The 26,747-nt window shown below is 58.7% G+C and carries 28 protein-coding genes and 6 pseudogenes; 15 read left to right on the top strand and 19 right to left on the bottom strand.

Going from position 1 to position 26,747, the window contains the following annotated elements; all coding sequences use genetic code 11:
- Window positions 1-96: 96 nt before the first annotated feature.
- The 4 genes from AC0L27_RS35235 to AC0L27_RS35220 all read right to left on the bottom strand — a co-directional run bounded on the left by AC0L27_RS35235 (window position 97) and on the right by AC0L27_RS35220 (window position 2,368).
- Window positions 97-600: a hypothetical protein gene (locus AC0L27_RS35235; RefSeq protein ID WP_473322354.1), complete on the bottom strand. Its 504-nt coding sequence runs from the start codon at window positions 598-600 to the stop codon at window positions 97-99.
- Between the two features lie 106 nt (window positions 601-706).
- Window positions 707-934: a hypothetical protein gene (locus AC0L27_RS35230; RefSeq protein ID WP_473322352.1), complete on the bottom strand. Its 228-nt coding sequence runs from the start codon at window positions 932-934 to the stop codon at window positions 707-709.
- Window positions 935-1,188: 254 nt separating this feature from the next.
- Window positions 1,189-1,638, bottom strand: a complete 450-nt coding sequence (locus AC0L27_RS35225; protein WP_456768635.1) for a hypothetical protein — start codon at window positions 1,636-1,638, stop codon at window positions 1,189-1,191.
- 121 nt (window positions 1,639-1,759) lie between these two features.
- Entirely contained in the window at window positions 1,760-2,368 is a 609-nt protein-coding gene (locus AC0L27_RS35220) for a hypothetical protein (protein ID WP_473322351.1), read from the bottom strand.
- An 868-nt stretch (window positions 2,369-3,236) separates the two neighbouring features.
- Between AC0L27_RS35220 and AC0L27_RS35215 the strand changes: the two genes are divergently transcribed.
- Window positions 3,237-3,494: a hypothetical protein gene (locus AC0L27_RS35215; protein ID WP_473322350.1), complete on the top strand. Its 258-nt coding sequence runs from the start codon at window positions 3,237-3,239 to the stop codon at window positions 3,492-3,494.
- 737 nt (window positions 3,495-4,231) lie between these two features.
- Here AC0L27_RS35215 and AC0L27_RS35210 read toward each other — a convergent pair.
- The gene (locus tag AC0L27_RS35210) at window positions 4,232-4,399 is read right to left on the bottom strand and encodes a hypothetical protein (protein ID WP_473322348.1); all 168 of its coding nucleotides are present in this window, start codon (window positions 4,397-4,399) and stop codon (window positions 4,232-4,234) included.
- Between the two features lie 801 nt (window positions 4,400-5,200).
- Here AC0L27_RS35210 and AC0L27_RS35205 point away from each other — a divergent pair.
- The 10 genes and pseudogenes from AC0L27_RS35205 (at window position 5,201) to AC0L27_RS35160 (ending at window position 12,476) form a co-directional block, all read left to right on the top strand.
- Complete coding sequence (locus AC0L27_RS35205; protein ID WP_473322347.1) at window positions 5,201-5,470, top strand: phasin family protein; 270 nt, start codon at window positions 5,201-5,203, stop codon at window positions 5,468-5,470.
- A gap of 420 nt (window positions 5,471-5,890) precedes the next feature.
- Window positions 5,891-6,049 (top strand): hypothetical protein, encoded by a 159-nt coding sequence (locus tag AC0L27_RS35200; protein WP_473322345.1) that lies wholly within the window; start codon window positions 5,891-5,893, stop codon window positions 6,047-6,049.
- Between the two features lie 27 nt (window positions 6,050-6,076).
- Entirely contained in the window at window positions 6,077-6,511 is a 435-nt protein-coding gene (locus AC0L27_RS35195; RefSeq protein ID WP_473322344.1) for a YybH family protein, read from the top strand.
- A 790-nt stretch (window positions 6,512-7,301) separates the two neighbouring features.
- Window positions 7,302-8,742, top strand: a pseudogene (locus AC0L27_RS35190) (SUMF1/EgtB/PvdO family nonheme iron enzyme).
- 17 nt (window positions 8,743-8,759) lie between these two features.
- Complete coding sequence (locus AC0L27_RS35185) at window positions 8,760-9,203, top strand: DUF4399 domain-containing protein (RefSeq protein WP_473322343.1); 444 nt, start codon at window positions 8,760-8,762, stop codon at window positions 9,201-9,203.
- Window positions 9,204-9,329, top strand: a pseudogene (locus tag AC0L27_RS35180) (hypothetical protein); the annotation flags it as partial.
- Window positions 9,307-9,539, top strand: a pseudogene (locus AC0L27_RS35175) (hypothetical protein); the annotation flags it as partial. The pseudogenes AC0L27_RS35180 and AC0L27_RS35175, both read left to right, overlap by 23 nt.
- Window positions 9,540-9,557: 18 nt before the next feature.
- The gene (locus tag AC0L27_RS35170; protein WP_473322355.1) at window positions 9,558-9,704 is read left to right on the top strand and encodes a hypothetical protein; all 147 of its coding nucleotides are present in this window, start codon (window positions 9,558-9,560) and stop codon (window positions 9,702-9,704) included.
- A gap of 561 nt (window positions 9,705-10,265) precedes the next feature.
- Window positions 10,266-11,255 carry a Bug family tripartite tricarboxylate transporter substrate binding protein gene (locus tag AC0L27_RS35165; RefSeq protein WP_473322341.1) on the top strand — a complete coding sequence of 330 codons (990 nt, stop codon included), beginning with the start codon at window positions 10,266-10,268 and terminating at the stop codon, window positions 11,253-11,255.
- Window positions 11,256-11,282: 27 nt separating this feature from the next.
- A complete protein-coding gene (locus AC0L27_RS35160) occupies window positions 11,283-12,476 on the top strand; it encodes an FAD-dependent monooxygenase (RefSeq protein WP_473322340.1) in 1,194 nt (397 codons plus the stop codon).
- On the opposite strand, the pseudogene AC0L27_RS35155 reads toward AC0L27_RS35160, so the two are convergent.
- From AC0L27_RS35155 to AC0L27_RS35130, 6 genes and pseudogenes are all read right to left on the bottom strand, one after another.
- A pseudogene (locus tag AC0L27_RS35155) lies at window positions 12,477-12,632 on the bottom strand (AraC family transcriptional regulator); the annotation flags it as partial.
- Window positions 12,633-12,696: 64 nt separating this feature from the next.
- On the bottom strand, window positions 12,697-12,897 hold the full coding sequence (locus tag AC0L27_RS35150) for a DUF6494 family protein (RefSeq protein WP_473322338.1): 201 nt from the start codon (window positions 12,895-12,897) through the stop codon (window positions 12,697-12,699).
- 427 nt (window positions 12,898-13,324) lie between these two features.
- Window positions 13,325-13,558, bottom strand: a complete 234-nt coding sequence (gene tnpB, locus AC0L27_RS35145; RefSeq protein ID WP_473322336.1) for an IS66 family insertion sequence element accessory protein TnpB — start codon at window positions 13,556-13,558, stop codon at window positions 13,325-13,327.
- On the bottom strand, window positions 13,555-13,950 hold the full coding sequence (gene tnpA, locus AC0L27_RS35140; protein ID WP_473322335.1) for an IS66-like element accessory protein TnpA: 396 nt from the start codon (window positions 13,948-13,950) through the stop codon (window positions 13,555-13,557). The genes tnpB and tnpA overlap by 4 nt, the downstream gene beginning before the upstream one ends.
- Window positions 13,951-15,437: 1,487 nt before the next feature.
- Window positions 15,438-16,037 carry an NAD(P)H:quinone oxidoreductase gene (gene wrbA, locus AC0L27_RS35135; protein ID WP_473322334.1) on the bottom strand — a complete coding sequence of 200 codons (600 nt, stop codon included), beginning with the start codon at window positions 16,035-16,037 and terminating at the stop codon, window positions 15,438-15,440.
- Between the two features lie 450 nt (window positions 16,038-16,487).
- A complete protein-coding gene (locus tag AC0L27_RS35130; RefSeq protein WP_473322332.1) occupies window positions 16,488-17,711 on the bottom strand; it encodes an ABC transporter substrate-binding protein in 1,224 nt (407 codons plus the stop codon).
- Window positions 17,712-17,922: 211 nt separating this feature from the next.
- On the opposite strand from AC0L27_RS35130, the gene AC0L27_RS35125 reads away from it, so the two are divergent.
- Window positions 17,923-18,198 (top strand): hypothetical protein, encoded by a 276-nt coding sequence (locus tag AC0L27_RS35125; protein ID WP_473322329.1) that lies wholly within the window; start codon window positions 17,923-17,925, stop codon window positions 18,196-18,198.
- Between the two features lie 166 nt (window positions 18,199-18,364).
- Here AC0L27_RS35125 and AC0L27_RS35120 read toward each other — a convergent pair whose 3' ends face one another.
- From AC0L27_RS35120 to AC0L27_RS35100, 5 genes are all read right to left on the bottom strand, one after another.
- Complete coding sequence (locus AC0L27_RS35120; protein WP_473322327.1) at window positions 18,365-19,429, bottom strand: SDR family oxidoreductase; 1,065 nt, start codon at window positions 19,427-19,429, stop codon at window positions 18,365-18,367.
- Between the two features lie 799 nt (window positions 19,430-20,228).
- Window positions 20,229-20,906, bottom strand: a complete 678-nt coding sequence (locus AC0L27_RS35115; RefSeq protein ID WP_473322325.1) for a relaxase/mobilization nuclease domain-containing protein — start codon at window positions 20,904-20,906, stop codon at window positions 20,229-20,231.
- A 143-nt stretch (window positions 20,907-21,049) separates the two neighbouring features.
- Window positions 21,050-21,568 (bottom strand): plasmid mobilization protein, encoded by a 519-nt coding sequence (locus AC0L27_RS35110; RefSeq protein ID WP_473322324.1) that lies wholly within the window; start codon window positions 21,566-21,568, stop codon window positions 21,050-21,052.
- A gap of 421 nt (window positions 21,569-21,989) precedes the next feature.
- The gene (locus tag AC0L27_RS35105; RefSeq protein WP_473322322.1) at window positions 21,990-22,970 is read right to left on the bottom strand and encodes a ParB/RepB/Spo0J family partition protein; all 981 of its coding nucleotides are present in this window, start codon (window positions 22,968-22,970) and stop codon (window positions 21,990-21,992) included.
- Window positions 22,960-23,721: a ParA family protein gene (locus AC0L27_RS35100; protein WP_473322321.1), complete on the bottom strand. Its 762-nt coding sequence runs from the start codon at window positions 23,719-23,721 to the stop codon at window positions 22,960-22,962. The genes AC0L27_RS35105 and AC0L27_RS35100 overlap by 11 nt, the downstream gene beginning before the upstream one ends.
- A 652-nt stretch (window positions 23,722-24,373) precedes the next feature.
- Here AC0L27_RS35100 and AC0L27_RS35095 point away from each other — a divergent pair.
- Both AC0L27_RS35095 and AC0L27_RS35090 read left to right on the top strand, forming a co-directional pair.
- Window positions 24,374-24,576, top strand: a pseudogene (locus tag AC0L27_RS35095) (WGR domain-containing protein).
- 104 nt (window positions 24,577-24,680) lie between these two features.
- A pseudogene (locus tag AC0L27_RS35090) lies at window positions 24,681-24,945 on the top strand (HU family DNA-binding protein); the annotation flags it as partial.
- A gap of 49 nt (window positions 24,946-24,994) precedes the next feature.
- On the opposite strand, the gene AC0L27_RS35085 reads toward AC0L27_RS35090, so the two are convergent.
- From AC0L27_RS35085 to AC0L27_RS35075, 3 genes are all read right to left on the bottom strand, one after another.
- Entirely contained in the window at window positions 24,995-25,138 is a 144-nt protein-coding gene (locus AC0L27_RS35085) for a hypothetical protein (RefSeq protein WP_473322319.1), read from the bottom strand.
- A 63-nt stretch (window positions 25,139-25,201) separates the two neighbouring features.
- Window positions 25,202-25,513: a DUF736 domain-containing protein gene (locus AC0L27_RS35080; protein ID WP_473322318.1), complete on the bottom strand. Its 312-nt coding sequence runs from the start codon at window positions 25,511-25,513 to the stop codon at window positions 25,202-25,204.
- A gap of 674 nt (window positions 25,514-26,187) precedes the next feature.
- Window positions 26,188-26,370, bottom strand: a complete 183-nt coding sequence (locus AC0L27_RS35075; RefSeq protein WP_473322315.1) for a hypothetical protein — start codon at window positions 26,368-26,370, stop codon at window positions 26,188-26,190.
- Window positions 26,371-26,519: 149 nt separating this feature from the next.
- Here AC0L27_RS35075 and AC0L27_RS35070 point away from each other — a divergent pair, with 149 nt between their 5' ends.
- On the top strand, window positions 26,520-26,720 hold the full coding sequence (locus tag AC0L27_RS35070) for a hypothetical protein (RefSeq protein WP_473322313.1): 201 nt from the start codon (window positions 26,520-26,522) through the stop codon (window positions 26,718-26,720).
- Window positions 26,721-26,747 lie beyond the last annotated feature (27 nt).

Genomic DNA, 26,747 nt, shown 5'->3' with positions numbered 1-26,747 from the left:
GATTGCGCTTCATGCTCTGGTCCTCGTCTTGGGCCAGAGCGAACTTCAAACTGGATTAAGCCCGTGGGGCAAGGTCACCTGTAGTCGGCACCGTAGTTAGTTCAGCTTGAAAAACGTCTGCCCTAGCCGCTCCTTAAGTGTTTCCAGTAACGACAGTCTTGTATCAGGCGCCGCAACTTGCGCTCCCGTTGCGGTTACGGGGATAATATTCAACGGTTTCGCTGCTCGACGGCTAGAGACTTTTTTAGCGGATTCTCCTTTTGCAGCATGCTTCGGCTTCAAGACCTCGCCGCCTGATTTCGGAGTGACCGGCTTTGGGGCAACGTCAAGTTCGGAGAATGCGCTCTGCAGAGGCCGAGCAGATTGCACCGACGTCATCGATGTAGAAGGACTGATGTTCGACGGAGCCACAATGGTCGGCAAGCTGGCATCGATTATGACCCGTTCAGGTGCCCGCTCGGCTGAGCTGATCCTTATGGACGGTCGCTCTACGTCACTGTTATCCGGGCCCGCCCCCTGCTGCGGGAAGCACCAGCTGATTGCGATCAGCAACAGGACGAGAGCGCTACCGACAAATCCGAAATATTTCATCAAAGGCACAGGCCGCCTCCGTTTGGCGACGACCTTGCGACCGCGATTGTTAGCAAAAAGCTAAAGGTAGATTAAAACAGAAGACATGGTTAGCACGCATGCTGCGGCGCAGCGGCTATTTCGCCGGCGTTCGTGACTTCGATGCCGCATCGTAGATCTCGATCTTCAGATTCGGATACTTGGCCAACAAATCACGGGCCGCTTTAGTCGCGGCGTCCTGATCAAGAAATTCCGTCTTGAAACGACCATCGACGAGCATTGCATAACCGGTGGCCGGCGCGAGGTCAGCACGCCGAACTTGGCTTGATTGCGGACGTTCAAGGTGAAGGGTTGTTTTGTTCATTCCTTACTTATCCGGTCGGAGAACGCCCTTGCTGCTGAGGCTCTCGCAATTCGCCGAATTGGATGCTTGGGGTTTCCCAACCGGCGTAAGCACAGAACAAGAGTACAAAGATTCGAAATGCAATCGACATGCCGCCCGCCTTTTCTTATTGGTGACGACGGTACAAGCAACGTCTTACGGTCAGCTTAGGAGAAAGGGTTTGCGCAAGGTATACGCCGGAGCAAAGAGGCGAGGCTGGTTTGCCGAAGCCGCAGTCACATTTCTGTCAGTGACCGCACCGTTTCAGCATTCATGAATGAATTCGCTATCGTGACCAGGTGTACTGCGGCGGTGCCCAGCTGCTCCATTTCCTTGTCAGCAGTGTAGGCTGAAGCCGCTCGTCGATAGGCGATTGCAACTGTTGCGTATGCATCCGTGATCAGTACAGCTGAATGGTCGTGCGCATCCTTGGCTTTCCGATCACGTACTTGGACGACTTTTGTCGCCGCCTGAGCGGCTAATTCAGCAAGCTTCTCGTTACTTAAACTCGGATCATCAATACCAGGCTGACATGCAGAAGCCGCGCCGGCGATTGCCTGATAATATTGGCGCTTTTGCCACTCATTGGCCGTCAGGTAACTCTGCAGCAGGCGGCGAGCCCTCACTTCAAGCTGCTTTCGATCGCTTCGGATCTTTTGATGATCTGAGCTAAGCCAGCGGAGCATCGTTTGCCTATTCCACTTCGGCGCCTAACGCAAAGATCAAGGGGCCATAAGTTCCATCAGCACACTTGAGCTTGTGTTGACGTCGATTACAGCCTGCAGGTCTAGCGAACAAGAACGAATTCTACGATGAATCAAGTGAGAGGAAAGAGGGAGTTGAGCGTAGGTCGAAAGTATTTTGCCTCCATGTTGCTTTGTCCGCCCTGCGATGGATGCGTGCCGTAAGGGTATAAAGCTTGGTTGGGGCAGCGGAGTCAGGGCCCCAGGTCGGATCGGCAGCCCAATCGACGACAAAATCGCACTTTCCTTCACCTGGAAAACGCCGCAGAGCAGCGTCGGCGGCGGCCCGATTAACATTGAAGATAATTTCGTTACGGGGATTATGCGTGCTGATTCCGAGCTGCACGATTTTGCGTGAGGACTTAATTGCTTCCTGAAAGTTGGCTAAATAACCGACAAATGCCGCTAGCCACGCTGAAGCGTCAGTCGAACGAAGATCGTTTTGTCCCGCCTGAACGAACAGGATGTTCGGGACATCCTTGAACGCGGCGATTACTGACGATTGTCGGCCGAGCATATCTGCAAGAAGAGCACCATCCGTCGCAAAGCATTGCTGACTAGTCTCATGGATAGCGTTTGGCAGGTAGAGGGTGTGATACGATGTCGTCCTAGCCCCGCCGTTATCGACACTGGAGCTTGAACCTTCAACGATGAGGTGACGCATCAGAGGCATTCGGCTTCTCCCAGTTGCAGACCATCAGTGCAGCGCTACGGGAGCATTTGGCCCCACCACCTGCTCGGCTGGAGCGCATGCCCTGCGCTGGTCGCACGACTCTTTGCGCCCTCCCAATAATCTGCTTTAGCGCCCTGTTCTTCTTGAGTGACTTCCATTTGGAACGAGATCGAGCTGGGGCGTTTTTTCCTATGCAGCATAGGAGCCCACAATGAGATCTTCCACATTTCTCTTCGTAGCGGCGCTAGTTTTGACCAGCGCCTCGGCGCTGGCGCAAGCTGGCGGAGGTGGTTCAGGTGGAGCTTCTGGAGGAGGAACAGGCTCAGGCAGCACGGCGGCCGGCTCGATGTCGAGCAGTGGCACCGCGAGCGGTACGGGTGGTTCGCCCGGACCTAACACAAGCAACGCTCTCAACTATCAAACCACGGGAAACCGGCTGGGCAATCCCGCCAGGGGTGAGAACAACGGCTCTTCTACCCCCGCCAGCGGCTACGTCACCGATCCTACGATGAACAAGGCTGTGCAGGATTTGGGGAATACGAACACTGGTATTGTAGCGCCGAATCGCTAGGCCTCCCCTCCCACAGTGGACGTTCATCAATTCCGGCTACTTCTCACGAGGATAGACCAATCTCCTGGTGGGTGGACCGTGCCGTCTGCAAACCTCGGGAAAGAAAAAGACCGCCAGAGCAGGGGCCTAACCGCTGATGTACCGCCGCCACGACGCGCAGAACATGTCGGGGCCGAGGAGTTTTGCCAAGTGGTGTACACGATTAACACAATCATTCGCGACAAACGGGTGGCGATTCCCGCCTACGTCGCGGGCAAGTCAAGCCACGCATAGGCGCTTGAGGTTTTGATTCCAGCGATGAAGCACGTCACTGAACGCCCTTTTGCCAATCCAGAGGCTGCCGCCCGCCAGCTCGTTCAGCTGGCTTCGGGCATTGCGCCAATACAGGACGGCAGAATCTATATCGAGAAGATCAACTACACGCTCAAGGGAAGCGGCACGGAGTTCGGCGCCGGCATCAAGTCTGCATTCGAGCGCGACTGGTTCGATCTGCACGAAAGCGGCACCTATGTGCGACTCCTGACGCCGGGCAAGGATTTGCTGGCGAAGGCATGAAGTGGTCCGCTTTCGACGAGTCGATCGTGCTGCCAAACCGCGGCAAGTTAGTGACGCTGCTTGACGCTAGTGGGAAGCCGCGATGGACCGTTGATTTTGGTCGCGGAAGGTGGAAGCCGACTATGTTTGCCCGCATCGGTATCATGCGGGCGTTGAACGGGCACTAGAACCACACTGAGGCCGACGCAAGCTGAACAGGATCAATGATCACGGCTGCCCCTGAGGGTCACCAACCTATCGCATGCTGCACATCGCGAAGCACCGTAGCTGTGCTTCGTGTATAGCGGCCATCGTTCCAGCGATGATCCGCTGCATATGCCGCAATCGCAGCAAAGATGATTGCAAATCCGATCTTGCCCATTATCCAACTGCGCTCGCCCGCGCTCAAAATGAACTTCGGGATCAAATTGCTACGCAAGACTGTCGTCTAACGAAAATTTCGATGTGCGCGGAAGTGTATTTCTCACGGAAAAGCCGCAGCGTGGTTCCAGCCCCACTGCGGCATTCCCGGTCAACTTGAAATTGGTTGGTATTTAAATCGCGCCGGTGTTCTCACAGTAGAACACCCCGTTCCGAAAATGGACTCCGGACAACTACCGGATTCCGGTTTTGTACGCATTATCGATATAGGGCTAACGTGGCATCGCATGGCTTCCAGCCCCCAATGCTCCCGGCAGCCGATCCAATTGCGGATTAGAGCGCCGGGAGTGCTAGGCCGGCCAGCGTGACCGGAGCCCTTAACCCCGCAGTTGAAGGCCGAAGATTTCCGCCACACGCTTCACCGATGAAATGTATCTATCCAACGCACTCGCAATCTGTACCGCGCCGGCGCCTTCGCGCGACAGAGCGAGCAAGAGTTGCACCTCTGCATCGGTCCATTCTTTGGGTTTGTCGTTTCTCTTCATCCACGCGATGCTTGATGGATCATCAGACTGTTTCAGATAGGAAGAAAGCCCGCCAGGTGCGTTAGCTAGCGGGCTTCCGGCCGAAGGTCGCAGCGAGTTCACCATTGCGACCGACGAATATGAACGCAACTAGGTTTACAGTTTGTTAGCGGCGGCTGCGTAGCTTGTTGCTTGGGACGGGGCCGTGGGGGACATACGCGGCCTTGTGCTCGAGGTGAGAGCCCGCCAGCTAGCCCGCCTCGGCGGCGCTCTCCCTCAGCATGGATGGTTCAGATTAATCACTAATGCGGGTTTGTGATTTAGATCATATTTCCCTTGCCCGACGGCCCGGTATGATCGGGTTCACCGGGGCTGGCTTCATATTTCACTTAGATCTTTTCCACCCGGATTTTTGACCGCGCGAGGCCGCAGCAGGATCTCCCTGCTGTGGCCTTCGCTCGCCGGGGCGCCGATGGAATTCCCAAAGATCGATCGCGACACGCTTCGCCTGATCAAAGCGTTCAAAGAGATCAAGAGTCGGGGCACGCGCCGCGCAATTCTCCTGCTTCTTGAGCAGCTAGCCCACAAGGACGGCGGAGCCTCAAACGCCGACCGGAAGGGCCATTAGGCCGTTAGAGGCAGCCTGTGACTCGAAGCCGTCCATCTTCAAATGTGAACTCCGTAAAACTACAGTCTACAAACTGTCATTGCTGCGGCGCACCAATTATGCTTGCTTTTTAGGCACCCCCACCTTCATAAGACACCGTGATCAATTGGATCGGAGATCTCCTCCGGGACTGATCGACCAAAGGACCATTTAACATGCCCGATTTTTCCAACATTCAGCAGCATCTTACCGCTATTACAACCGCCCAGACCGATTTCGCGAAATCGTCGTTCGAGGCCAGCAAGGCCTATTTCGAGAAGCTTGCAGCCGTGAAGTCCCCCGACAAGTTCACCGAATTGACAACCGAATACGCCAAGTCTGCACAAGAGACGTTCTTCGCTGAAGCGACCAAGATCGGCGAGCTTTACAGGACTTTTGCGCAGGAAGCCTTCAAGCCGATCACCTCAAGCTTTCTGCCCAAGTGACCGCATAGCTCGGGCACTCCGACGCATTGAAGAAGCAGCGATAAGCTGCATCAGGCCCCGGCGGCCACGAATGTGCTTGGATTACTAACGCAAGTAAGGATTTCGCGCCGTAGCAGTTTGATTGTGACACGCTTTGTCCGCGAAATCTGTGCGCTGCAAGATGCGCGAAGGCCGTCAGCCCGAAACCATATGGCAGGTCCCACGAAGCGATCCTGAAACAGAACGGCACTAGCCTTCATCAGGTGGATAGGGGACCTCACGTCATGCGGACGATCATCAACGCACTCTATGAAGAGTACTGCCAGGCTCGTCTTGACGAGATGCTACGGATTGATGCTGTAAAATAGGCGCTGACTTCCGCGCCGTGATGGGCTGAGCGCGAGTTTGGCTCAGCCGCAATAGAACAAATTGGACGGCAACATGGCGGCATTGGCTACCCTTATTTTTCCCAAGGCGTCGGTCGAGACGATTGCTGACTTCGAGACGTTCTTGTCGGTATCGCTATTCTGTTTTGGCGGCTTGCTCGTGTCTGTGAGCATTATTATTGCCGACAAGTACATGCCGGGCGAGTGGTTCTGACCGCACGTTCTGATGAAGGCGAACTCGATGGTGCGTACGATAGTACTTGCCGCATTCTTATTGACGTCGGCCTGCTATGGTGCTGCCGCTCAGCAGGCTACCGACGATCAATATGCCGATCTGCAGAAAGATTTTGCCGCGGCATACAATCGCAAAGAAGTCGATGGGATGGCTGCAACGTTCACCGACGACGCCATTAGAGTGACGCCAAGCGGTATGTTCGTGGGCCGAGAGGCGATTCGGCGTAATCTGCAGGATGTCGTCAACTTGGACCTGCACGACTACTCGGTCGAGCGCAACGTGTCGCGGTCTTTCGGCAACTTCGTGTTCAATGCTGGCGAGTGGCAGGCCAAGCTCGGCGACCAATTCCTACACGGCTACTATACCGCAATCGTGGTCCGAGACGGTAGCGTAGCGAAGATCATGGAAGAGACTGTGACCATTGCTGCTCCTGGGCAGTGATGAAGCCTTATCATGAGGCGAAGATGGGCGTGATGCGCTGGTTGGCACTGTTCTTCTAGCTGTGCAAACTTGCGGCTCAGTTCACGCCGAACGCCGGATCGCGCTCCTGATAGGCAACTCCGCCTACAAGAGCGTTCCTCCGCTCGCGAACCCGGTGAACGGCGCCACTTTTGTCGGATGCCGCAGTCATCGCACCGCGGCGGCGGGGGTCTCACAATTGCGCCTGGTGGGGTTGGCATGAGCACGCAGATCATGCTCCGGCGCCAATGATCCTCAGCGCTTTGTCGTCATCGTCACGATGAACACTGGTCCCGTCTCACTGACGACGCAAAGTGTTCAACTTTCACCCGGCCGTAGCTCGTGCTCAACGTCACGGGCAAGCCGAAGGGCCGCTCCCAGGCAGCCTCGTCGTCTTGAGGACTTCGCCCGTATGGCCAGTATGGGGGCGACTTCCTTCAAAGTGAACTAGAACCTGCGCAATCCATGCAATGCCGAAAGGTATCGGAATGTTCTGGGACCGGCTGCTAAGCAGCACTATCGTCTCTTCGCCGCCGACATGCTCTCACGCCGCCCCACATGATCGTGGCCCCAATACCTACGCACGACAGTCATCGGCGGCGAGACTGCGTCCGACGACCGGCAGGTAATCTGGGATGGCATTTCGATCGGCAACGCGATACAGACGAGTGCTTCGATATTGTCTGCGTTCATCGACGTGATATTTTCTGGAATTCGATCCTTTTGGGGATCGTATGATGCGGTCGGGTTCGCCAGTTTTGTGGGTCCCGCTATGGGCGAAATTCGCAACTTCCGATCCGGGAACAACGGTGAACCCCCTTCCCGCGGCGTCGGGCCTCGCCGTCTGGCAGCGATCATTGTCGGTGACATCGCTTCCTACAGTCGCTTGATGCAGGCCGACGAAGAGGGCACGCACGTTCGCGTCAAGCGGATCGAGCGGGACCTCATCCAGCCCAGCATCATCGAGCATCATGGAAGTCTGGTGAAAACGACGGGCGATGGCTTCATCGCGATCTTCGACAGTCCGGTCGAGGCCGTGCGATGCAGCATCGTCATCCAGCAGAACCTAATCGGGCGCAACGCCTCGCTTCCGAGGGATACGAGGATCGAATACCGGATTGGCGTCAATCTGGGCGACGTCATCGTGGAGTCGGACGATATCTACGGGGACGGCGTCAACATCGCCTCACGCATCGAGGGCATCGCGGAGCCTGGTCAGGTCTACATCTCGGGGGCGATCTACGAGCAGATCAAGCACAAGGTGGTGTGCGGCTACGAGTCGCTCGGGGACCGCAAGGTCAAGAACATCACCGATCCCGTGCGCGTCTATCGCGTGCTGCCGGATGCAGATGCGGTCGGCAAGACCAAGGCCGGGCGCGAGAATATCTTGATCTTTCTCCTGAGCCTCACGCTGCTGGTCATTGCCACCGGCGTGCTGTGGTACCTGCTGACGCAGGCGCCGGGCAAGGTGAGCGAGCAGGCCGCCCTGCCCACCGCTTCTCCTAAGACTTCTTCTGCCGCATCGCCAAGCCCGCAGCCTCCGCCGCGCGAAGCGGCGCCGCAGACGCCGCAGCCTTCTCCCTCGTTGGCTTCGTCGCCTCCCTCGCCCGCTCCGGTGCCAAGTCAATCGGCCATTCCCGTCCGCGAACCCGAGATGGTCTCCATTCGCGGCGGCAGCTTTGCGATGGGAAGCAACGACGACCCGACCGAGCGTCCTGTCCATCAGGTGACGGTCAAGCCGTTCTCGATCGGCAAATACCCGGTGACGGTGCAGGAATGGAACGTGTGCGCCGCTGCAAAGGCGTGCGGCTTTACGGCCATCGGCAAGGACGATGCGCCGGTCAGCAATGTGAGCTGGACCGACGCGCGGCAATATGCGGCCTATCTCGCTCAGGCGACGAAGAAGACTTATCGGCTTCCGAGCGAAGCCGAATGGGAATATGCCGCGCGGGGCGGAACGCAGACCAAATATTGGTGGGGCGACAAGCTGCAGCCGGGCATGGCCGGCTGCAAGGATTGCGGTGATCTCGCGGCCGAGCAACCGGCGAAGGTCGGCAGCTTCAAGCCAAATCCGTTCGGGCTCCACGACATGGGCGGCGGTGTGGATCAGTGGGTCGAGGACTGCGAGATATGTGCGGCCGTCCAACCGGGATGGCTACGACACCAATGTTCGTTACCCGACGCACGGATTCCGCGTGGCGCTTAGTCCTTAAGTGGTGGAGTTGCTTTGATGCAGATCCTTCGTTGCGTCGCACTGGCGGCGGCGCTCGCATTGCTCCCCGGGGTGGCCTTTTCGCAAGGCAGGGCAGCGCCAAAGGACGCAAAGCTCTATTTCATCACCCCGCATGACGGGCAGAAGGTCCGAGGTGGATTCTGGGTCCGGTTCGGCTTGCGCAACATGGGAGTGACCCATGCCGGCGACGAGTACCAGAACGCCGGTCACCATCATTTGCTGATCGACGTCAACGACCCCATCGATCCCAAGGAGCCGATCCTGCAGGACAAGTCGCATCTGCATTTCGGGGCAGGGCAGACCGAAACGCTGCTCGAGCTTCCGCCCGGGACGCACACGCTTCAACTCGTGCTGGGCGATGCCAAGCACTATCCGTTCGAGCCGCCCATTGTGTCGGAGAAGATCACCATCCGGGTCAGGCAGCCCGCGACGGCGAAGTAAATCGCAAGCGGCCAGCCCCGATATGCCGCCATATGGGAACAGGGGGCATCCTCTGATTGGCAAGCGCGGCACGGGATGTCGCGCAGCCAATACCAGCAGGCTTTTGACCAGATGGCCGCCGACGGTTTCGCGCCCGTGCCAGGTTTGCGGTTTCCGGGTCAATGTCGACGTGCGTTTCGCGGCGATCTGGGAACGGCGCCCTGGCCTCGAATGGGTGGGTCGGCACGGCCTAACGGCGAGCGAGTATCAGAAGGCCTTTGATGAGCAGAACGCCGCAGGTTTCCACTGGTTTCCGTGAGCGGGTACAGTGACACAGGGATCGCTCGCTACGCTGCAATTTGGCAAGAGGACCAGGTGGGCGAATGGCAAGCACGGCACGGCCTAGTTAGTGCGGGATACCAGCAGGCCTTCGACGATCTGTCGCGGCGAGGATTCCGTCCTGTGCAGGTCTGTGGAGTCGCGGCGAGGATTCCGTCCTGTGCAGGTCTGTGGATACGGTGATGGATTTTATTCGGCCTAGATCGCGAGGTGCCTCCGCTCAGCGGTGGACAAGCTCTCGAACTGCGCGGCTAATTGTACCGATCACACGGGCTAGGTGTAACCCGTCGCCCGACCTTGATGATCATGTTACCTTGCCGTCTGCAAGTGCTCCGGTCTTGACGGCTTGGCAGAAGTGTCGGCTGGAGAATTGGTGACGCAAGCTTTTCCGTATCCGTCTTCGACGTCGATAACTCTGTTCTGACTGAGTAAGTGTGCTCAGCGCACGGGTTGCAGCGAGACTCGCGGTGGTTGCAGAATTTCAGAAATGGGTGCCGACTTACTGCAGCTTCGCCGCGCAAGGGCCAGTAGACTAAAAACAAGCGGCCCGGCTCCGGAAGGGTGATGAGCTCCGTGGGAGCCGGAATCTCCGCCAAACTTCATCATAATTTCAGTACAGTGCCCCCCGGCCATGGTCTACTGGGAGCGGCTTAGTCGCGAACGCGGTGCCATCCAAGTCGTGGCAGCATCGTGTTTGAAGACACTTTTCGAAATTCTCCTTCACGGCTCAGTCAGGAGAAGCCAATGGGGTTGCGAAACCTTCGAAATGTCGTCCGCGTCGCGATGCTTCTTGCCGGGGCCACCTGGGCGACTGTATCCACCTGTCATGGAGACGACGCCTGGCCAGTGCGCAATGTGAAGATCATTGTCCCGTTTGCCGCAGGCTCCGCCAACGATGCAAGCGCGCGTCTCTATGCCGACGGTTTCACCAGGCGTTGGGGCAAGCCGGTCATCGTCGAGAACCGGCCCGGCGCCGATGCCGTCGTCGGAGGCGGCGCGTTTGCAAACGCCAGGGACGATCACACCCTTCTCTATGGGACCGCCTCGATCGTCACCGTGAGCCCGCTATTGAAGGACTCGCTTCCCTACGATCCGTCCCAAGACATGGTACCGATCGCCTCGACAGCTAGTTCGATCCTGGTCATCGCGGTTCACGACCGCCTCCCAGTGCGCTCGCTGCAGGAGCTGGCAGAACTGGCCCGAGCGAAGCCCGGTGAATTGTCGTGGAGTTCGGGTCCGAGCCTGCCACACTTCGTGTTCGCGGCAATGCTGGCGCGGCACGGGCTCAAGCAGATCTACATCCCCTATCGGGATGCCTCGGCCCAGCAGGCGGATTTTGCCGAGGGACGCGTGCAAATTCTTTCCCACGCCCTGCTGTCGGTGAGAGCTCCTGTCCTTGCGGGCAAGGCGCGGATACTGGCCGTCACAAGTCCCGAACGCCAACCAAGCTTGCCCGACGTGCCGACTGTCACTGAATCCGGGTTTCCTGAAATGGAAATCGAGGGTCTGGCAGGCCTGTTCGGCTGGCGCGACATGCCGCCGGCGTTGCGCGACCGGATTTCTGCGGACGTAAAGGCGGTGGCCGCCGATCCCTTGCTCCGCTCTCGAATTGAGGCAAGTGGCGCGCAAGTCCTCGGCGGCACGTCCGGTGAGTTTTCCGCGGCCATCGAACGGCAGCGAGCGCGCATCGAGCAGATCAGCCGCATCGTCGATTTGAAAAATGTCGCAAGGTAGTGCGGCCTCGGGAACGCGGAGGTTCAAATGAAGCTTCGGGCTGCCATCGTTGGTGGAGGAATAGGCGGTCTTTCCGCGGCATGCGCCCTGCGTCGAAGGGGCATCGACGTCATGGTTTTCGAGCAATCCGATGCGCTGGGCGAGATCGGTGCTGGCCTGTCGATCTTTCCGAACGCGCTGCGGCAACTCGAGCGAATGGGGCTGGGACCTGCTCTGGGCAAGGTCGGTGCCAAGATCGGCGATGCATCACAATACTGCCGCTCCGATGGCACCAGGGTCGGCGCTGTCGTCACGACCGACTCCAGCGGCTGGAATGGCATGTATGGCATGCACAGAGCCGATTTGCTGAATGTGCTCGCGGCAAGCTTCCCGGGAGAAGCCGTCCGCACCGGCTATCGTTGCATCGGCTTCGAGCAGAGCGCGACCGCAGCGCGACTGAAATTCGCAAATGGGGAAACCGTCGAAGCCGACCTCGTGATCGCTGCAGACGGCATACATTCTGCCTTACAGAAGTATGTGGTCGAGCCGACACTACCGGAATATTCCGGCGTCCGCTCCTATCGCGGTTTGATTGCCAGCGACAAACTTCCGGGATGGCGAGAGGCAGCCCATCAGGTTTGGATGGGGGGCGGAAAGCACTTTATTGTATTTCCGGTCCGCGCTGGCCGGCTGCTGAACTATGTCGGCTTCATCCCCAGCGCCGACGCCAAGGCCGAATCCTGGTCCGCGATTGGAGACCGCGACGAGTTCGCGTCGTCCTTCATCGGATGGGACGCGCCGGTCGTGAGACTGCTGGAAGCGGTGGAGAGCTGCTTTTGGTGGGGTTTGTATGACCGCAAGCCGCTGCAATCGTGGACCAATGGGCGGCTCGCGCTATTGGGTGACGCTGCCCACGCCATGCTTCCGCATCTAGGGCAGGGCGGCAATCAGGCGATTGAAGACGGCATCGCTCTGGCTGTCCTTCTTGAGGGACGAGATCCGGTCGAGGTGCCGGCCATCTTGCCGCAGTACGAAAAAATGCGCCGTGTCCGGACTGACGTCATTCAGGCGGAGGCACGAAAAAACGGACTGCGTTTCGATTCGAAATATGAAGACCTCGAACAACGCGATCGCGAAGTTGCAAACTCCGCCGCATTCCGCGGATGGCTGTTCGATTATGATGTCGAGAACGCCGCCATTGACCAGCGCGCGCGCAGTCAAGATTTGCCGGCTCGTCGCTGATTGCTGCGATACGACCAGTCGCTTGGCGACTTTGAGTGTCGTTTCCCCGCCATGCCGCTGCCCGACCAGCGCCAAACCCAAATCTGTTCCCGCAGTCACACCCGCCGCGGTGATCAGCCACCCATCGCGCACATAAATCAAATCAGCTCGACTTTTGCTCTTCAGAACCTGGCGCCAGCGCCTGCCAAGCGAATGGCAATCACGGGCGCCCGGAATATCGTCAAAGTGCGATTATTTCCTCAATTATATGTTTCAGCGGCGTTCCCTCAGCGGACAAGGTCATTCGTAGTTTGAGCTCGCCACCTTCCACTGCCCCGCTACGCACGAGGTTCTCAATTTCACGCTGCGATGTAACCCCGACATGCTTCAGAAATTTACGGATAGCCATATTGAAGCGGTCTTCATCGAACTCGGCGGTCATGGCTGTTCTCCTGGTCTGACGGGCCAAGTCTACCACGACGCGCGCCAAGACCAAAGATTAGAGACCCAACTCGCGTCACCGCCGACTTCCCCTCAATTTGATTGCCTGAATGCGAGAAGGTTGCGAACAAGAAGCCGGTCACGACGCGGTACAGCACAACGAAGCGCGAGATCGAACGCTGGCACGACACCGAAAGGGCGTTACGCGATAGGCTTGCACGTGTTAAGTGTAGGGCGAACCGTCGCCCGGGTTTTCATAGTGGTTAGCTTCGGAGATTGAAATGTTCACAGGTTAGTCGCACGTCAGGAACTGAACTGACGATACCAGTTCCCACCAGGTTACTTGCGGCATCCGCCAATCAATTCCGGAGAGGGAGATAGGATAGCTGTGCAAGGCTGATCGTCACAGCGCCGTCCGCCCGCGATGGTCACAAAAAGCGGCCGCGCTCCAGCCGTTTCGTGAACAGACATGCGCCTTGGCCATCATGCCAGATGATCTTGATCAGGTCGCCGCGGCGGCCCCTAAAACCGTAGAGATCACCGGCATGCGGATCACGCTTCAAACTCTCTTGGACCAGCCGCGCAAGGCTCGGGAAGCCGCGGCGCATATCGGTGTGGCCGGTCGCAAGCCACACCCGCACATTACCCGGTATGGTAATCATCGGCGCTCAAGCACCTCGAGGACACGCGCCAGCGCTTCTGGAACGACGTGCGCGTCCACTCGGATGCGTCGCCAGTTGCCAAGCTCGATCTCGATCAATCCAATACGCGCAGCCACCACAGACCGCCCTCGGCTATCACCCGCAGGTAAAAGCTTCGGAGTCTCCTCCGCTTCCGTGGCGGCAATCTGCACCGGCGCAAAAGATGGTACGACCTGCTCGGATGTCCGCGCTTGTCGACGCCAGGTAAACACCAGGCTGGCCGCTACTCGGTTGCGACGCGCAACCGCAACCACCTTTGCACCCGGCGCCAATGTCTCCTCGACAATCCGCGCCTTGTCATCCTGCGACCAGCGCCGCCGACGCTCCAGCCCACCCAAAAGCTCAACCCGCATCACCTGATGACCTTAAAGCTAGACTTAAGGTCACACGCTTGGCGAATTACGGCGTGTCAAACAAGACGGCGCCCGCCCGATGCGTACCGCAGGACCGCCGCTTTGCCCCCCCAACAGCGCCCGACAATGTTCATCGCGGGTATTGGGGCGGGAGCGTGCAGGACTCTCGGTCACCGATAAAAGCCACGGAACGGGCAGCGATCCGAAGGCCCTACACTGAATAGTCAATTCCAGATGAGGGAAGAGAATAGGCTACTTCTAAATCAACCAATCCACTGGGGCCCCGCCATTCGTTAACTGTATGCTCTTATTGTACGGCAGACATCATCACGACTTGTCGTTCATGAACGGATTGGCGGACCACGTGCAGCAGATCGAAACCAATGACCCTATCGAGGCCCGACGTAGCCGCTACGCCCAGTATCGAGGACTAGTTGCCACCCTCACCTTCGGCCGCGCAACGGTGAGAGGCATGGTCAGATCGGTCAAGGAAGACAGCTCTTGTACCCCAGTTCGATGGTTGATCACTATCGCTCCGACATAGCAGCTGGCAATTCGTAAGGGTAACCGGCCTTCGACGGACACGGATATTCCGCGCCCTGACCGCTACACCATTATTCCCGCGATGTCCGCCCAAAGGGTTCTTGCTGGGCATCCTAAGGGCCGAGCCAAATCTCCCGGTTCCTGTCCCCTCGGTAAGTTGTGCCGTCGCCTCGACATCATGGAAATCCAGACGCTGACCCGAAGGCTTCGGGGCGCCGCCGTGACAAGATGGTCGTTCAGATGCGGAATTGGGCATGGGCCACTCTCGATGCGCCCCCCCGGGTATCGCGCGTCGGCCGCAGCATTCGACGACGCTCGTTTTCGTCATCTCACCTTTGCAAGATACGATGAACGAGACAATTCGACCACCAACTGCCATGACGCAGACCTCGCTTGGCGACTATCGATTGCTGATCAAGCAAGTACAATGCCACCAGCAACGCGGTGGAAGGTTTAGCCGATCAATTAGGAGCCGAGGGGGCGACAATGGTCTTGGATGAGCCGCCAGGTGCGGGCTGCATATCCGGCGGTGTCCCTCCCTGCGGACTTGAAGCCGGCGCCCCGCCTGAACCTGTCGAGTTTGGCCCGGTCCATCCCTGCGGCTGCAGCTGCCCCTTGTTGTCCGGCAACACAGTCCGTCCAGTACTGTACGTGGAGTCGCTCGGGCTTCTGTCTTGAGTTTTCACCTGTGCCACAGCAATGTTGGCAACAAGAGCGATACAGAGCGGCAGGAGCAAGACTGGCATAGTCGATCCACAGGTCGGTTGATGACATACTTCATTTGGCCACCTGCTACGGCACTCCGGGCGCGCTCGAGGCGCCGGTGGACCTGCACCAGGTGAAAGCAACACCGGCTCGCCGGCTTCAGTGAGCACACTAGCAGGTCGGCCCGCTGCCGCGAGGGCGAGCGCCAGTGCACCAACTCGTACGCTCGACCTCTCAAACTAGGCATGCAGCTTCATCGTGATCTCCGCTATCGCACGTCCTTGATAACGTGCGCCGGAGACCTCGTTTTGAGACGGCTTTCGGCTGCCGTCCCCACCAGCGATTGTACTAGCGCCGTAAGGTGAACCACCAGTGACTTCGTCGAGCTTATTCTGACCCACAAACCCATAATTCAGGCCGACAACCGTCATTCCGAAGTGCAACAGGTTGGTGATGATGGAGAACAAAGTGGTCTCCTGCCCCCCATGCTGGGTTGCGGTCGAGGTGAAAGCGCCGCCAACCTTTCCGTGGAGCGCACCTCGAGCCCAGAGACCACCCGCTTGGTCGAGAAAATTCGCCATCTGCGACGTCATGCGGCCAAAGCGGGTGCCAGTGCCGACGACGATCGCGTCATAGTCCGCCAGATCCTCGATCTTCGCTACAGGCGCAGCTTGATCGAGCTTGTAATTCGACGCCTTTGCAAGGTTGGGCGACACCAATTCTGGGACGCGCTTGATGTCTACCGTGACCCCCGCCTCGCGTGCCCCCTCGGCGACAGCATTCGCCAGAGTTTCGATGTGTCCATAAGCCGAATAGTAGAGAACCAGGACCTTCGTCATGTTCGCTTCCTGAAGTTTTGCAGATGGGTAGATGGTGCGCCCGTGAAGCAGGTTCGAAGAGAAGTTGATCGTATCGCATGTAGAGTGTTACGAGTCTTCGTTGGCTCGAGTTAGCCGCCGACCATCAGAGCAAGCATCGAAACTTCCAGCGCCGTCTGCCAAAGGAGCTGGAGAGTTTATTCACAACGGCGGTTCGTTTTACTGCCTGCTGAGTACGGCTGGAACTGAAACGATTTCAACAGCCAGATGCAGCCCGTTCATTGAAGTGCTTGGAAGCTGACCACAATTGTGGAATACGGCATCAGTTCAGCTTGCGCCGCAGCTTTGAGCCGCTTCGGCGCAGACGGGCGACCTCAAGGATATCACTGATGATACGCCGCAGCACACTCGTTTTGAAAATCACGGCCTCGCCCGAATGACACGCTCGATCTTCCCCCGAGTGTCTTCAAGTCAATTATGTACCAACGGGCATCCTCCCTCGTCCATTGGGCGGAATGCCTCTTCCTTCGGAATGGTGGCCAGGAGCTTGTAATAGTCGAACGAGTATTTGGATTGTTCGGGCGATTTTACCTGAAACAAATACATGTCTCGCACGAGCCGACCGTCTCGCCGGATCGTCCCGCCTTTTGTCATTAGGTCATTAACTGGCATCTCACGCATCTTCGCCGCAACCGCGGGACCGTCCAGAATCCCTGCAGCGCCAGCGGCCTTTAGGTAGTGCATGACGGCACCGTAAGTGCCAGCATGGATCATCGTGGGTACCTTGTGTGTGCGGGCGATGAAACGCTTGGACCAAGCCCGCGCCTCTTCGGTCATGTCCCAATAGAAGGCCGAACTCAACAAAAGGCCTTGAGCGCTCTGCAGACCGAGGTTGTGGACGTCTGCAATGAAGACGATCAGCCCGGCAAGTCTTTGCGAACCCAATATGCCGAACTCATGGGCTTGCTTTACAGCGTTTATGAAGTCGCCACCTGCATCTGCGAGCGCAATGACGTCTGCGTTAGACGCCTTCGCTTGCAGCAGAAAGGACGAAAGGTCCGTTGTACCGAGAGGATGCTTGACGGCACCGAGAATCCTTCCGCCAGTCGATTCAATCACCTTGCGGCTCTCCAACTCGAGCTGAGATCCGAGAGAATAGTCCGCAGATAGAAAGAACCAGGTTTTAGTACCGAGCTGTGAGATCGCTTTTGTCGCTCCATGAGCCAAGGCGTACGTGTCGTAGGTCCAGTGAATTCCCGTATTTGAGCATTCATCGCCAGTCAGGCGGGATGTCGCGGCTCCCGTCGCCAGAAAGATCTTCTTTCTCTCGCGCGTGATCCCCTGCACCGCCAACGCAACCGCAGAATTTGGCACATCGACGATCACTTCAACGTTTTCGTTCTCCAGCCACCTCCGCGTGATCGCGGAACCCACGTCAACCTTGTTCTGGTGATCCGCGGCGACGATTTGAATGCTACGGCCGAGCACCGTGTTCCCGGAGTCCTCAACAGCCATCTCGGCGGCTATGATCGAGCCTTCCCCACCATTGTCGGCATATAGCGAGGACATGTCTGTCAAAATCCCCAGCTTGACTGGCGCCTCTGCTGTCGCCGGGCCAGAAATAAAGGCCATAATTGCGGCTGCCAAAACGGCTTCTTGCAAGGTGCTGCCAGTTGTTCGCTTCCGACCTCCCATAGCCGCCTTCTCCCAGAGCCTAGCTTAAAGCGCCATTAATGATTGGCATGCACCCAAGGAGAAGTGAAATTGTTACAGCACGATCCTGAATAGAGCTCACGGGGCGTGTGCAAGGCAGCGCGGCTACAGCGTCGTTTTTTTAGAGGAAGGTTGTAGCTAACTAGCGCATCGTAGGCCTGAAAAAATTAGTTCCGAGTCAGGAGCGGCGATCGTGGCCGCTTCCTTCACGCAAAACCTGAATCTACTTTCGATGATCAACACTTACGGCGGGGCGCCACCCAGAGCCACACAGGGTGATGCACCAGCAGATCAAGCCATTCCATCTGCTCACGCTGGCACGATCCCCACATCGAAGCGCTCGTTGGAAATACGCGGCCGCACATACGGCGACGCAGCGGAAGTCCAGCGGCACGACCACTACTTGATCCGCTCCAACCAGCGGCAGATCGGTGAGACTTCGTTGATATCGGCGATGAATGCGCCCTAGCTCCGCAGCCGGGGAAGGCTCTTGTTGCTTCTGCGGCGGGTGGCTTGAATCGTGGCTCGGCTGGCAGGCTCAACTGGTCGCTATGAGTGGATTTACTATGCTCTCCTGTCGTTCATGACCCAAAGCGGAGTTTGCGGTTCGAACACACTCGAGCGAGCCGCCTCGCTCACGGTATGATTCGCTTCTCTCGCAGAGTCATGAACAGGTCGAAGAAACTCTCGTCCGTCGACTGATAGTCAAGGAACCCCAGCCGACGACTCTTGCCCATGTCGGTGACAACCTCGATCGGCCGACCGAGGTCTCCATCGGTGTGCCACGCAGACGCAAGCCGGTTGAGATCCGGTTCTGCCAAATGATGCTTCCGGGCGATGTCGGACCAGATCGGGCGGGCGTCGCTCATCTGTCGCTCAAGCGGATTGCGCTCGTTCGGAAATGCTGCTGGCTGTAGTCCGAACCAACCCGCCAAGCGTCCCCACATCCACTTCCAACGGAATACGTCCCCGTTGACAACATTGAAAGCCTGATTGCGGGCAGCATCTGTCATGGCCGCCCATTCCAGATGTCTGGCCAGCAGTCTGGCGTCCGTCATATCGGTTAGTGCGTTCCACTGAATTGCAGAGCCAGGAAACAGAAAAGGCCGTCGGATTTCGCGGCAGATCGTAGCATACGCAGCGAGCGTTGTGCCCATGTTCATGGCATTCCCGACAGCATAGCCTATGATCGTATGTGGCCGGTGAATGCTCCAGGCGAAGCCGTCTCGTTTGGCCGCCGCGAACACCTCATCTTCCTGGGCATAGTAGAAATTCTCGGCATCGAGCCGCGGCTGGTCCTCTCGAAGCGGCGTGGCGATCAAGCTGCTTTGACCATAGGATTCGAACGGCCCGAGATAGTGCTTGAGGCCAGTTACGAGTGCGACGTGCCTGACCGACGCGGCGGATGACAATGCATCCAGCAAGTTGCGCACCATCGCAGAGTTGATCAGGATATTCTCCCTCTCAGTTTTCTGTCCAAGCCGCGTGGTGAAGAAAACATGCGTGGGACGCAGATCGCGCAGCGCCGATCCAAGGGACACCGGATCCAATAGATCAGCGGCGATCGGCAACATACCGGGGATATCAATTCCTGGCCTGCGTGCGAGCCCGTACACTGACCACCCGCGCTCCAGGAGATGTCGGGCAAGATTGTTGCCCACTATGCCGGTTGCTCCTGCGACAAGTGCTGCACGTTCCATCTTCGGACCCTTCGCGATCCATCGGAGATGGGGCGCCGATTAGACGCAAGCAATCCGAATCTCTGTTTCGTGATGTTGCGAGTTTGTCCTGTTTTGGCCTTTCTCGGAAGTCCGACAACGTTCGCTTTCGCGCCGCTGTTGGAGAACAAGCGGACATCACGCGCGTCTACTCTTAGCAGCAGATTTTATGAAGTACGCGCCCCTAGGTGCAGTTAGCTCATCATCAGGCTGAGATTGTTGCACTTGCACAGACTAGTCGCACAACTCATGCTCCGTGGCGTGAGGAAAACACTAGCTGACGACGTCTTCAGCCCTAAGCGCGAGTCGACGAATCGTGACGGCTCCGTTGCGTCGCGCCCTTCTTCGAATGCCTGAAGCGCGCTCTCTCCTTTTCAATGCCAAAGGAAAAACACCTTCTGTACCACTGAGGAGCCGGTAAGCCGTTGAGTTTGCTGAATAGCTTTGGATATCAGGCTCTTAGAAGAGCGATGGTGCCCAGGGGCGGAATCGAACCACCCCCGCCAGGATTATGGCTCCTGCGCGAGCTTATCTGGTCCGCTCGTTGCCTTGTGTTTCGCCGTGCCGCTCTGCATCAAAATCCTGCTTCGCGTCTCGACGCCGACTAGTGGCCAGCTCCGAAAGTTCGTGCTTCAACGTATGCCGGCGGGTTACGACAGCGGGCATATCGTCGACGAATTGCCGAACTTGGCAAGCCAACTCGTGATCTGCTGCCGCTCCAGAGCGGTGCAGCTCCGCGGCATAGTCGAGATATCGCCGCCGGATCGCGTCCTGACGTGACTTAATCTGTTCGTCCCAAGGATGGTTTGGCAGTCCTGCCGCCCCTCAACTCCGAAAGCACCTCCTTTCGGGCGAGCCGATCGACATCGGGTGTGATCTTTCGCTTGCGCAAAGCGAGGACCACCCCGCGATCGGCCTTTCGAACCCGTCCGCGGGTTCGCCGCGGCGTTGCCTCCGCCGCGATCCCGCGAAGCCGGAGCTCGCCGGCAAACCGTTCGCGCCAGGCCTGAAGATCCTCCTTGCGAGGGTTGAGGCGCTTGCCGTCATGGCCCAGGGACCGAACGGTCAAGTGTACGTGGGGATGCTTGTTGTCGAGGTGCTGAACGAAGACGTAGTCATGATTATTGCCGAACGTCTCGATGGCAAATGCCCGAGCTGAATCCTTGACGGCGACGGCATCATTGCCAGCCGGCATCGACAGAATGATGTTGATCGAAAGCGATCCATCACGGCGGCGCTTGTCGTCGAGACCTGCATCATCCTCCCAGCGTTGCTGCAGGTCCTTCAATCCGGTACGACCCGTCAGCGTCGCGCCCTGCTCTGTTTCCGCATCGAGCTCGCCGTTTCGCGTGATATATGCAAGGTGTGACTTGAGATGCACCGCGTCTTTAGTGCGGCCGGTGATCTTGACCATCACCTCTGGTGCGCGGCGCACGATGCGTTCGAGCTTTGCACGCATCGCCGGCGTAAGGCGGCTGGGAGCGGCCGGATCGGGGATATCCCACTCGGCCCGCCGTGGGCGCCGATTGGGAGTTTCCCAGACATACGAGATCGGCGGAAGTTCGGAAGCTAGGTCGGTCGGCCGCGGCGAATGGCGCCGAGTCATCGCCGTCCATCCCAATAGTCGGCGTTGCCGTGCAGCGCATTACGAAGTTTCGCGAGCTCTGCTTCAATGACCAATTTGGCCTCCTGAATTGCGGACAGATCGGGCTCAACCGCCCTGCCTTGCAATACACTCGTGTTTGCGGCACGCGCGATCTGGTTGATGTTGCCGCCGATCCGGTTGAGCTCGCGAACGATCGCGCGGAGCGCAGCATGCTCATCGGGGGAATGCTGCACTGGTGACCCCAATCGCGAGCGCACCAGCGCAACAATCCAGCCGGTGCGGGTCATGCCGCGCTGATGTGAGACTTCCGCGAGCTGCCGCATCTCGCTCTCGCGAAACCGCACCGTCACCTTCTCCGGCCGTCCAACCGGCAACGCCAAGATGCGGGGCGCTGGCGCGGCAAGTGCGTCAGCAATGAGACGCCGCAGCAGCGCGGACTTGCCGCCCTGGGTGGCTGCAAAAGCGGCGAACTGCGCCGCGACTTCGTCGGAAACGCGAAGCGAGATCAGAGCCATGCAGTCCAATCCCGATCGCGATGTAATACATCGCCGGCGCGAAGCCTATCCTGCACTAGAAAGTGCGAATCTCTCCACCCCCTCCACGTTGGTTCAAACCAACAGGCTCGGCAGTCAAGGCTCGGGAGTTGCAGCAGGTGAGGTCCACTCCAACCGACGATTGACGCGGAGAATTCCTCCAGCAATGGCCCAGCCGTCGCCCCTAATCCTTTTCCACGAACGCCGCGCGTGCCGATCGGCAATATTGGGACCGAATATGTGGACCGCGGCTTTCCAGCAGCCTCCGGCCTCTCTACAGCGCTGTGGGGGGCGCGTTCGGCCTCCGGCTGCTGCGCTAACGCGCCATCCTTCGGATGGGAAATCCGCTCCGCCGGCGCACCAACCGCAGCAGTGTTTCTGAGGAGGCTGTCAAAGACAAGCTTCATGCGAAAAGGATCTCTTCGAGAGTGACCGTTGATGCTGGAACCTCTTCCGCCTCTTCTGCGCCATCAATCAGCAGTACGGCATAGCGAGAGCCTTGAGATGCGAGTCGATCGACCAGAAGACAGCCAGTGCGATCTTGGTGACGCACTCTGATCGTCAATGATGGGCTCATTCGCGCGTTCCGATCGACCGCAGAGCTGGGAGACTTTTCCGCGATCGCCGGCAAACGGTCTCTCTCTTTAGGTCGCGATTCCACTTGCGGTGCGGTCTGGCTTCGTGCGGGTTGAGCTCCGGGCGGCCCTTCGCCATCAGCAGGGGAGCCCCGGACTTCCGTCCGAACTTTGCGAGCCAATTGTCGGGCGTTGGCGTCGGTGAAGCTTTCCTGTGCTGCGCATAGAGTCTCGATGGCGCTGGGCTGCTCACGCCAAGCCTGGTAGAGTTCATACACAGCACGGATTGATGAGCCGGTAAGCTTCGACCGGAGGAATTCCGGCATGCACTGGACCGACGCGTAGCGAGATACCCAGTCCCTGGGCTTGCCGAGCTTGCGCGAAATGTCGGCCTGGTTATCACCATGCTCCAAGCGACCCGCGATGAACGCCGCGATTTCGGGGGCATTGAGGTCGTCGCGCTGGATATTCTCGATCATCTGAGCATAACGATCCGCAGAACCAACGGCATGAATGAAAGCCGGGATGTCACGGAGACCGGCGCGCTTAGCAGCGCGATACCGCCTCGCACCCATGACGATCACGTATCGGCCTTGCTCCGTCGCTTGCCTCAGCACGATCGGCTGCAGCACACCATGCTGACGGACCGATTCCGCAAGCTCTTCCAGCTTCTGTTCGTCGAAACTGCGACGAGGCTGGTCCGGATCTTCGTCAATACGGTCGATGGCGATGCAAGTCGGCCGTCCGATGGTGGCGGCACCACCTTCCGCTGCGTCGATGAGCTGCTTAAAGCTGAGATCAAGCGCCATGGGCCAGCTCGTCCATCTGCGCGACGATCTTGGCGAGAACATCGCGGATTTCCCGACCAGCCTCCTGCGCAGAGCGGCGCTTCAGCTTCCAGACCGGCAGGCGTTCCGCAACGGCCTCGGCGTAGCCGTCCCTTGCAACGATCTGGCCCGGGAACACATATTTTCCCGCCTCGCGCAAGAGTTGCTCAAGATGGGTCCTTTGACGGGGCGATTTCGTGTTGAAGTTCGAAGGCAGCAACCCGAGGAACTTGGTATCCTGGCGGCCATAGCGCCTCTGCACGCCGATCACGGTCTGCATCAGACCTTTGACGCCTTTGATCGAATAGTCCTCCAGATAAATAGGGGCCAGCACATGCGAGGCCGCAACCAAGCAGCCGACACTGCGAAGTCCAAGTGATGGCGGCGTGTCGATGACGCAGGCATCGAACTGATCCGACGCGAGAGCGAGGTTCTCTTGCAGGGTCGTTATGGCGACCGCACTGCTGCGATCGAGATCGGTCAACGAACTATCGGCCGGCGCGAGCGTTAGGCCTTCGTCTTCCCGAGGTACGACCTGTGTCCCCGGCTTGAACAGATCCGCGGCTAACGTTGAACCTGCGTAGTGTCTCAACGTATCCGATGCATTGCTCTGCGCATCAACGTCGATCACGAGAACGCGGAGATCCGCTTCCGCCATGAACCAGGCCAAATGCACCGCAAGCGTCGTCTTGCCGACCCCGCCCTTTTGATTGTTGATGACGATGGTCTTCATCTTAAGGTCCGAAATGGGTCCAACGGCGCAGGCGGCATTTCCTCGTCCAATCATGTCGTAGCGGATGTTGGTTTGAACCAACAGCGAATCCGGTCACCAGAACGATCCCGGAATTCGTCCGGGGAATCCCCTGCCAGAAGAGTCAGGTCAGCCCATAGTCATCGAGGGAAATTCTGGGCGCGAACTGGGATTGGGCTCGCTGCTGGTCGCTCCGCAACAGGTCGCGAGAGGATCGTCACGCGAAGGCGCGGAGACCTCGTGGGCTCCGGGAGCGTCGCCGCGGCGGCGCGAGTAGAGCCGTCCCCGAAGGGGCTCCCCAGGTATGCAGGGCTGTAAGAGCCGCAGGAACTTTTGAATCAGGAGCCGACCTCTTGTGGGCCGCTGTTGTGTTCAGGGCTGGTGCAATTGCAAGTTAGGCATTACGACGCGCGCCCCGATGGCGAAGTCTTCATCGAGGAGAGATTCAATCAGGCAAATAAGACGGGGGTTGTGGCATCTTCCGGCCCGATGGACCTATTGATAAAATGAATCGATCTGCCCGGTCGATTCATAAAACTCATTGGACGCCACTTCCGTCGGAAGCGAGAATCTGTTTGTGCCAAAACCCGAACCATAGCCGCTTCATCTGCGCCGCATCGATGCCGCGCGCAACATGCGACGGTTTATGCGCTATCCACGCGGCCCACCTTGTTCAGCGAAATGTCGCTGATCCGCAATTGGGGCCGGATCGGCACGAGTGGCAAGACCATGGTGCAGACCTTCGATGGTAGTGCGGATGCGAACAAAGCATTCGTCCGCCTGGAGCGTGCCAAGCGGAGACGCGGTTACGCTGTCGCGGACGAAAAACCGTCTTAGTCTGACAATTTTCGAGGATTGCGGCTCTGCCTGTGAAGCGGCTCTATCTGTTCCACGGCCTTGGTCTCAGACGAGCAAAATCCAAACAAGACGGAGCTCGTCCGATGACAACTGCCAATGAGATCGCAGCCGAGAACGACCTGACAAAAGGCTCAAGCGAAAACCATCGTCGCTGGCGTTTTCAAGGCGATCGCTGATGCGGCCGTGAGCGGAGCCGAGACGAGCCTACCTGGGGTTCGGCAAGTTCAAGGTCAAGGATAGCCCCGCTTGTGAGCGCCGCAATCCATGACCGGTGCAACGATTGCGATCGCAGCTTCCAGGAAGCTGACTTTTACGCCTGCCAAAGCCATCAAGGACGGTCTCAACGGAGGAGCGGACCGTTACGACGCGTGCACCGTAAGATGCAAGAGTAGCGGGCTTATGCCCGCTCCTCGGCAGCGAGTGTTTCGTTACGTCGGCGGATGAGTTCGGCCAGTTCGAGTTCGAGCGCCTTGCGCTCCGCCGGCGTGAACACGCATTCGCGCAGTTCGGCGCGCAGTTCTTCAATGGTGTCGACGGTCATGATCGCATCTCCGGTAGAAGGGAAGCGGGCCCCGCCTTGCGGCGGAGCCGGCTTCCTGAAGCTTCAGTCCCGGTTCGGCCGGGACCAGATCAGCTGGAGGCCATCCGCACCTTCGACCTCGATCAGGGTGGCGTAGATCGGAGCCGGGAAGCTCGGATCGTCCAGCTTGACGGAGAGGTAGTCGCGCTCGGTGTCCTTGGCGGTCTTCTGCCAGGCGGCGCCCAACTCGACGTTGCCGGAGTAGATGCGGAAGTGCGGTCCCTTGTCGGAAGGGGTGTCGACGCGGATCAGCTTGGCCTTGACGTTGAGGTTGAGCGTCTTGATCGCGCCGGAGAAGCCATTGCCCGTGGAGGTGAAGGTGCCGATGGTAGCCATTGTCTCATTCCCTTGGTTTTTTCGGGCCGCGCCTATCGCGACCTCGATGGCGGTCGTGAGATCGGAGGCGATCGACCTGCACCCAAAGGGCCGAAATGAAATGGAGGGCGGCCGGCAGCGACTTTCTTGGACCGCGAGGAATGGTGCGCAGCGCCAGGGGAAGAAAGTCGAGGACGGACGTTGCAGGGACAAGATCGAGAGCCCGCGAAGCGGGATCGGCCTTCGGTCAGACCAGCCTCTATCGAGGATGCTGATGGGTGCGCCGTCGCTAAACCACATGGAATGAAGACAGGCGGCCCCGATCCGTTCGGCCATTCGGATCTCAGGCAATGGGCGCGGCAAGCGGCGCGCATCACCCGCAATGGAGATCGTCACCGTCAGCATTTCGGCGTAGCCGTCGAAGTTGCCAGCGCAAGATCGATAACGAGGCTGGCAACGTACTCGCCATGTGGATGCAACCCGCCCACCGCATCCATGCGACCGAGCGCCCCGCGAGGCGTAAAACAGATGCTACCGTCGCTGGGCATGCCGGCCTCCGAGTCCGGGACGATTCCGCCGGCACGCGCGATGGAACGAAGCTGGTCGTTCGGGTTGCCACGCCACATCGTCGGAGAGGGTTGTGAGCAAAAGCGGCCTCTGCAGCAATCCGACCCGGACTCGATTCAACTCGAACGTTATTTGGCCGGTGGTCGCAGCGGGCTTTCCGCCCACTTCCGGGCGGCGGGATCGCGCAGCGGATCGTCCTCGCAGACCACGCAGACGTAGCGCGGCCGGCCGGGCGCGACGTCGTCGGGCACGGCCGTCATCGGCTTACCGCACTTCGGGCACAGCTTCCGGCTGAGGTAGAGCGGAGTCATGATTTTTGCCTGCCGGGACCAGCTTAGTTCCCCCTGCGCCGCGAGCACAAGTAAATCGCCGAAAATGGTCCGCATGCACCAGGCCGCTTGACGCGGAGCGCGTCTCACGTTGAAATCCGATTTTCAGTGATGTTGCGGGGGTTGGCGTCGTGGAAGAATTTTATAGGAGCTTCGCGCAGCGGGCGCGCGATCTGGCGGAGAACGCGGACCCGTTCACCAAGCGGCGGCTACTCGACCTAGCCCAGCGATACGATCTCAAGAGCAGACCGGGAGCCCCGGGCGGTCGGACTCTCCCGCCGCCGCGCGCGACGCCACCGACGGTGCTGTTTTCCGGCTCCGGCGAAGCTTAAGCGTAGTCGGAGCGCGGCCCGGTCATC

This window comes from Bradyrhizobium sp. Ken51 (genome assembly GCF_055807435.1).
The sequence above is the reverse complement of the archived record's forward strand: the minus strand, read 5'-3'. Positions and strand labels throughout refer to the sequence as shown.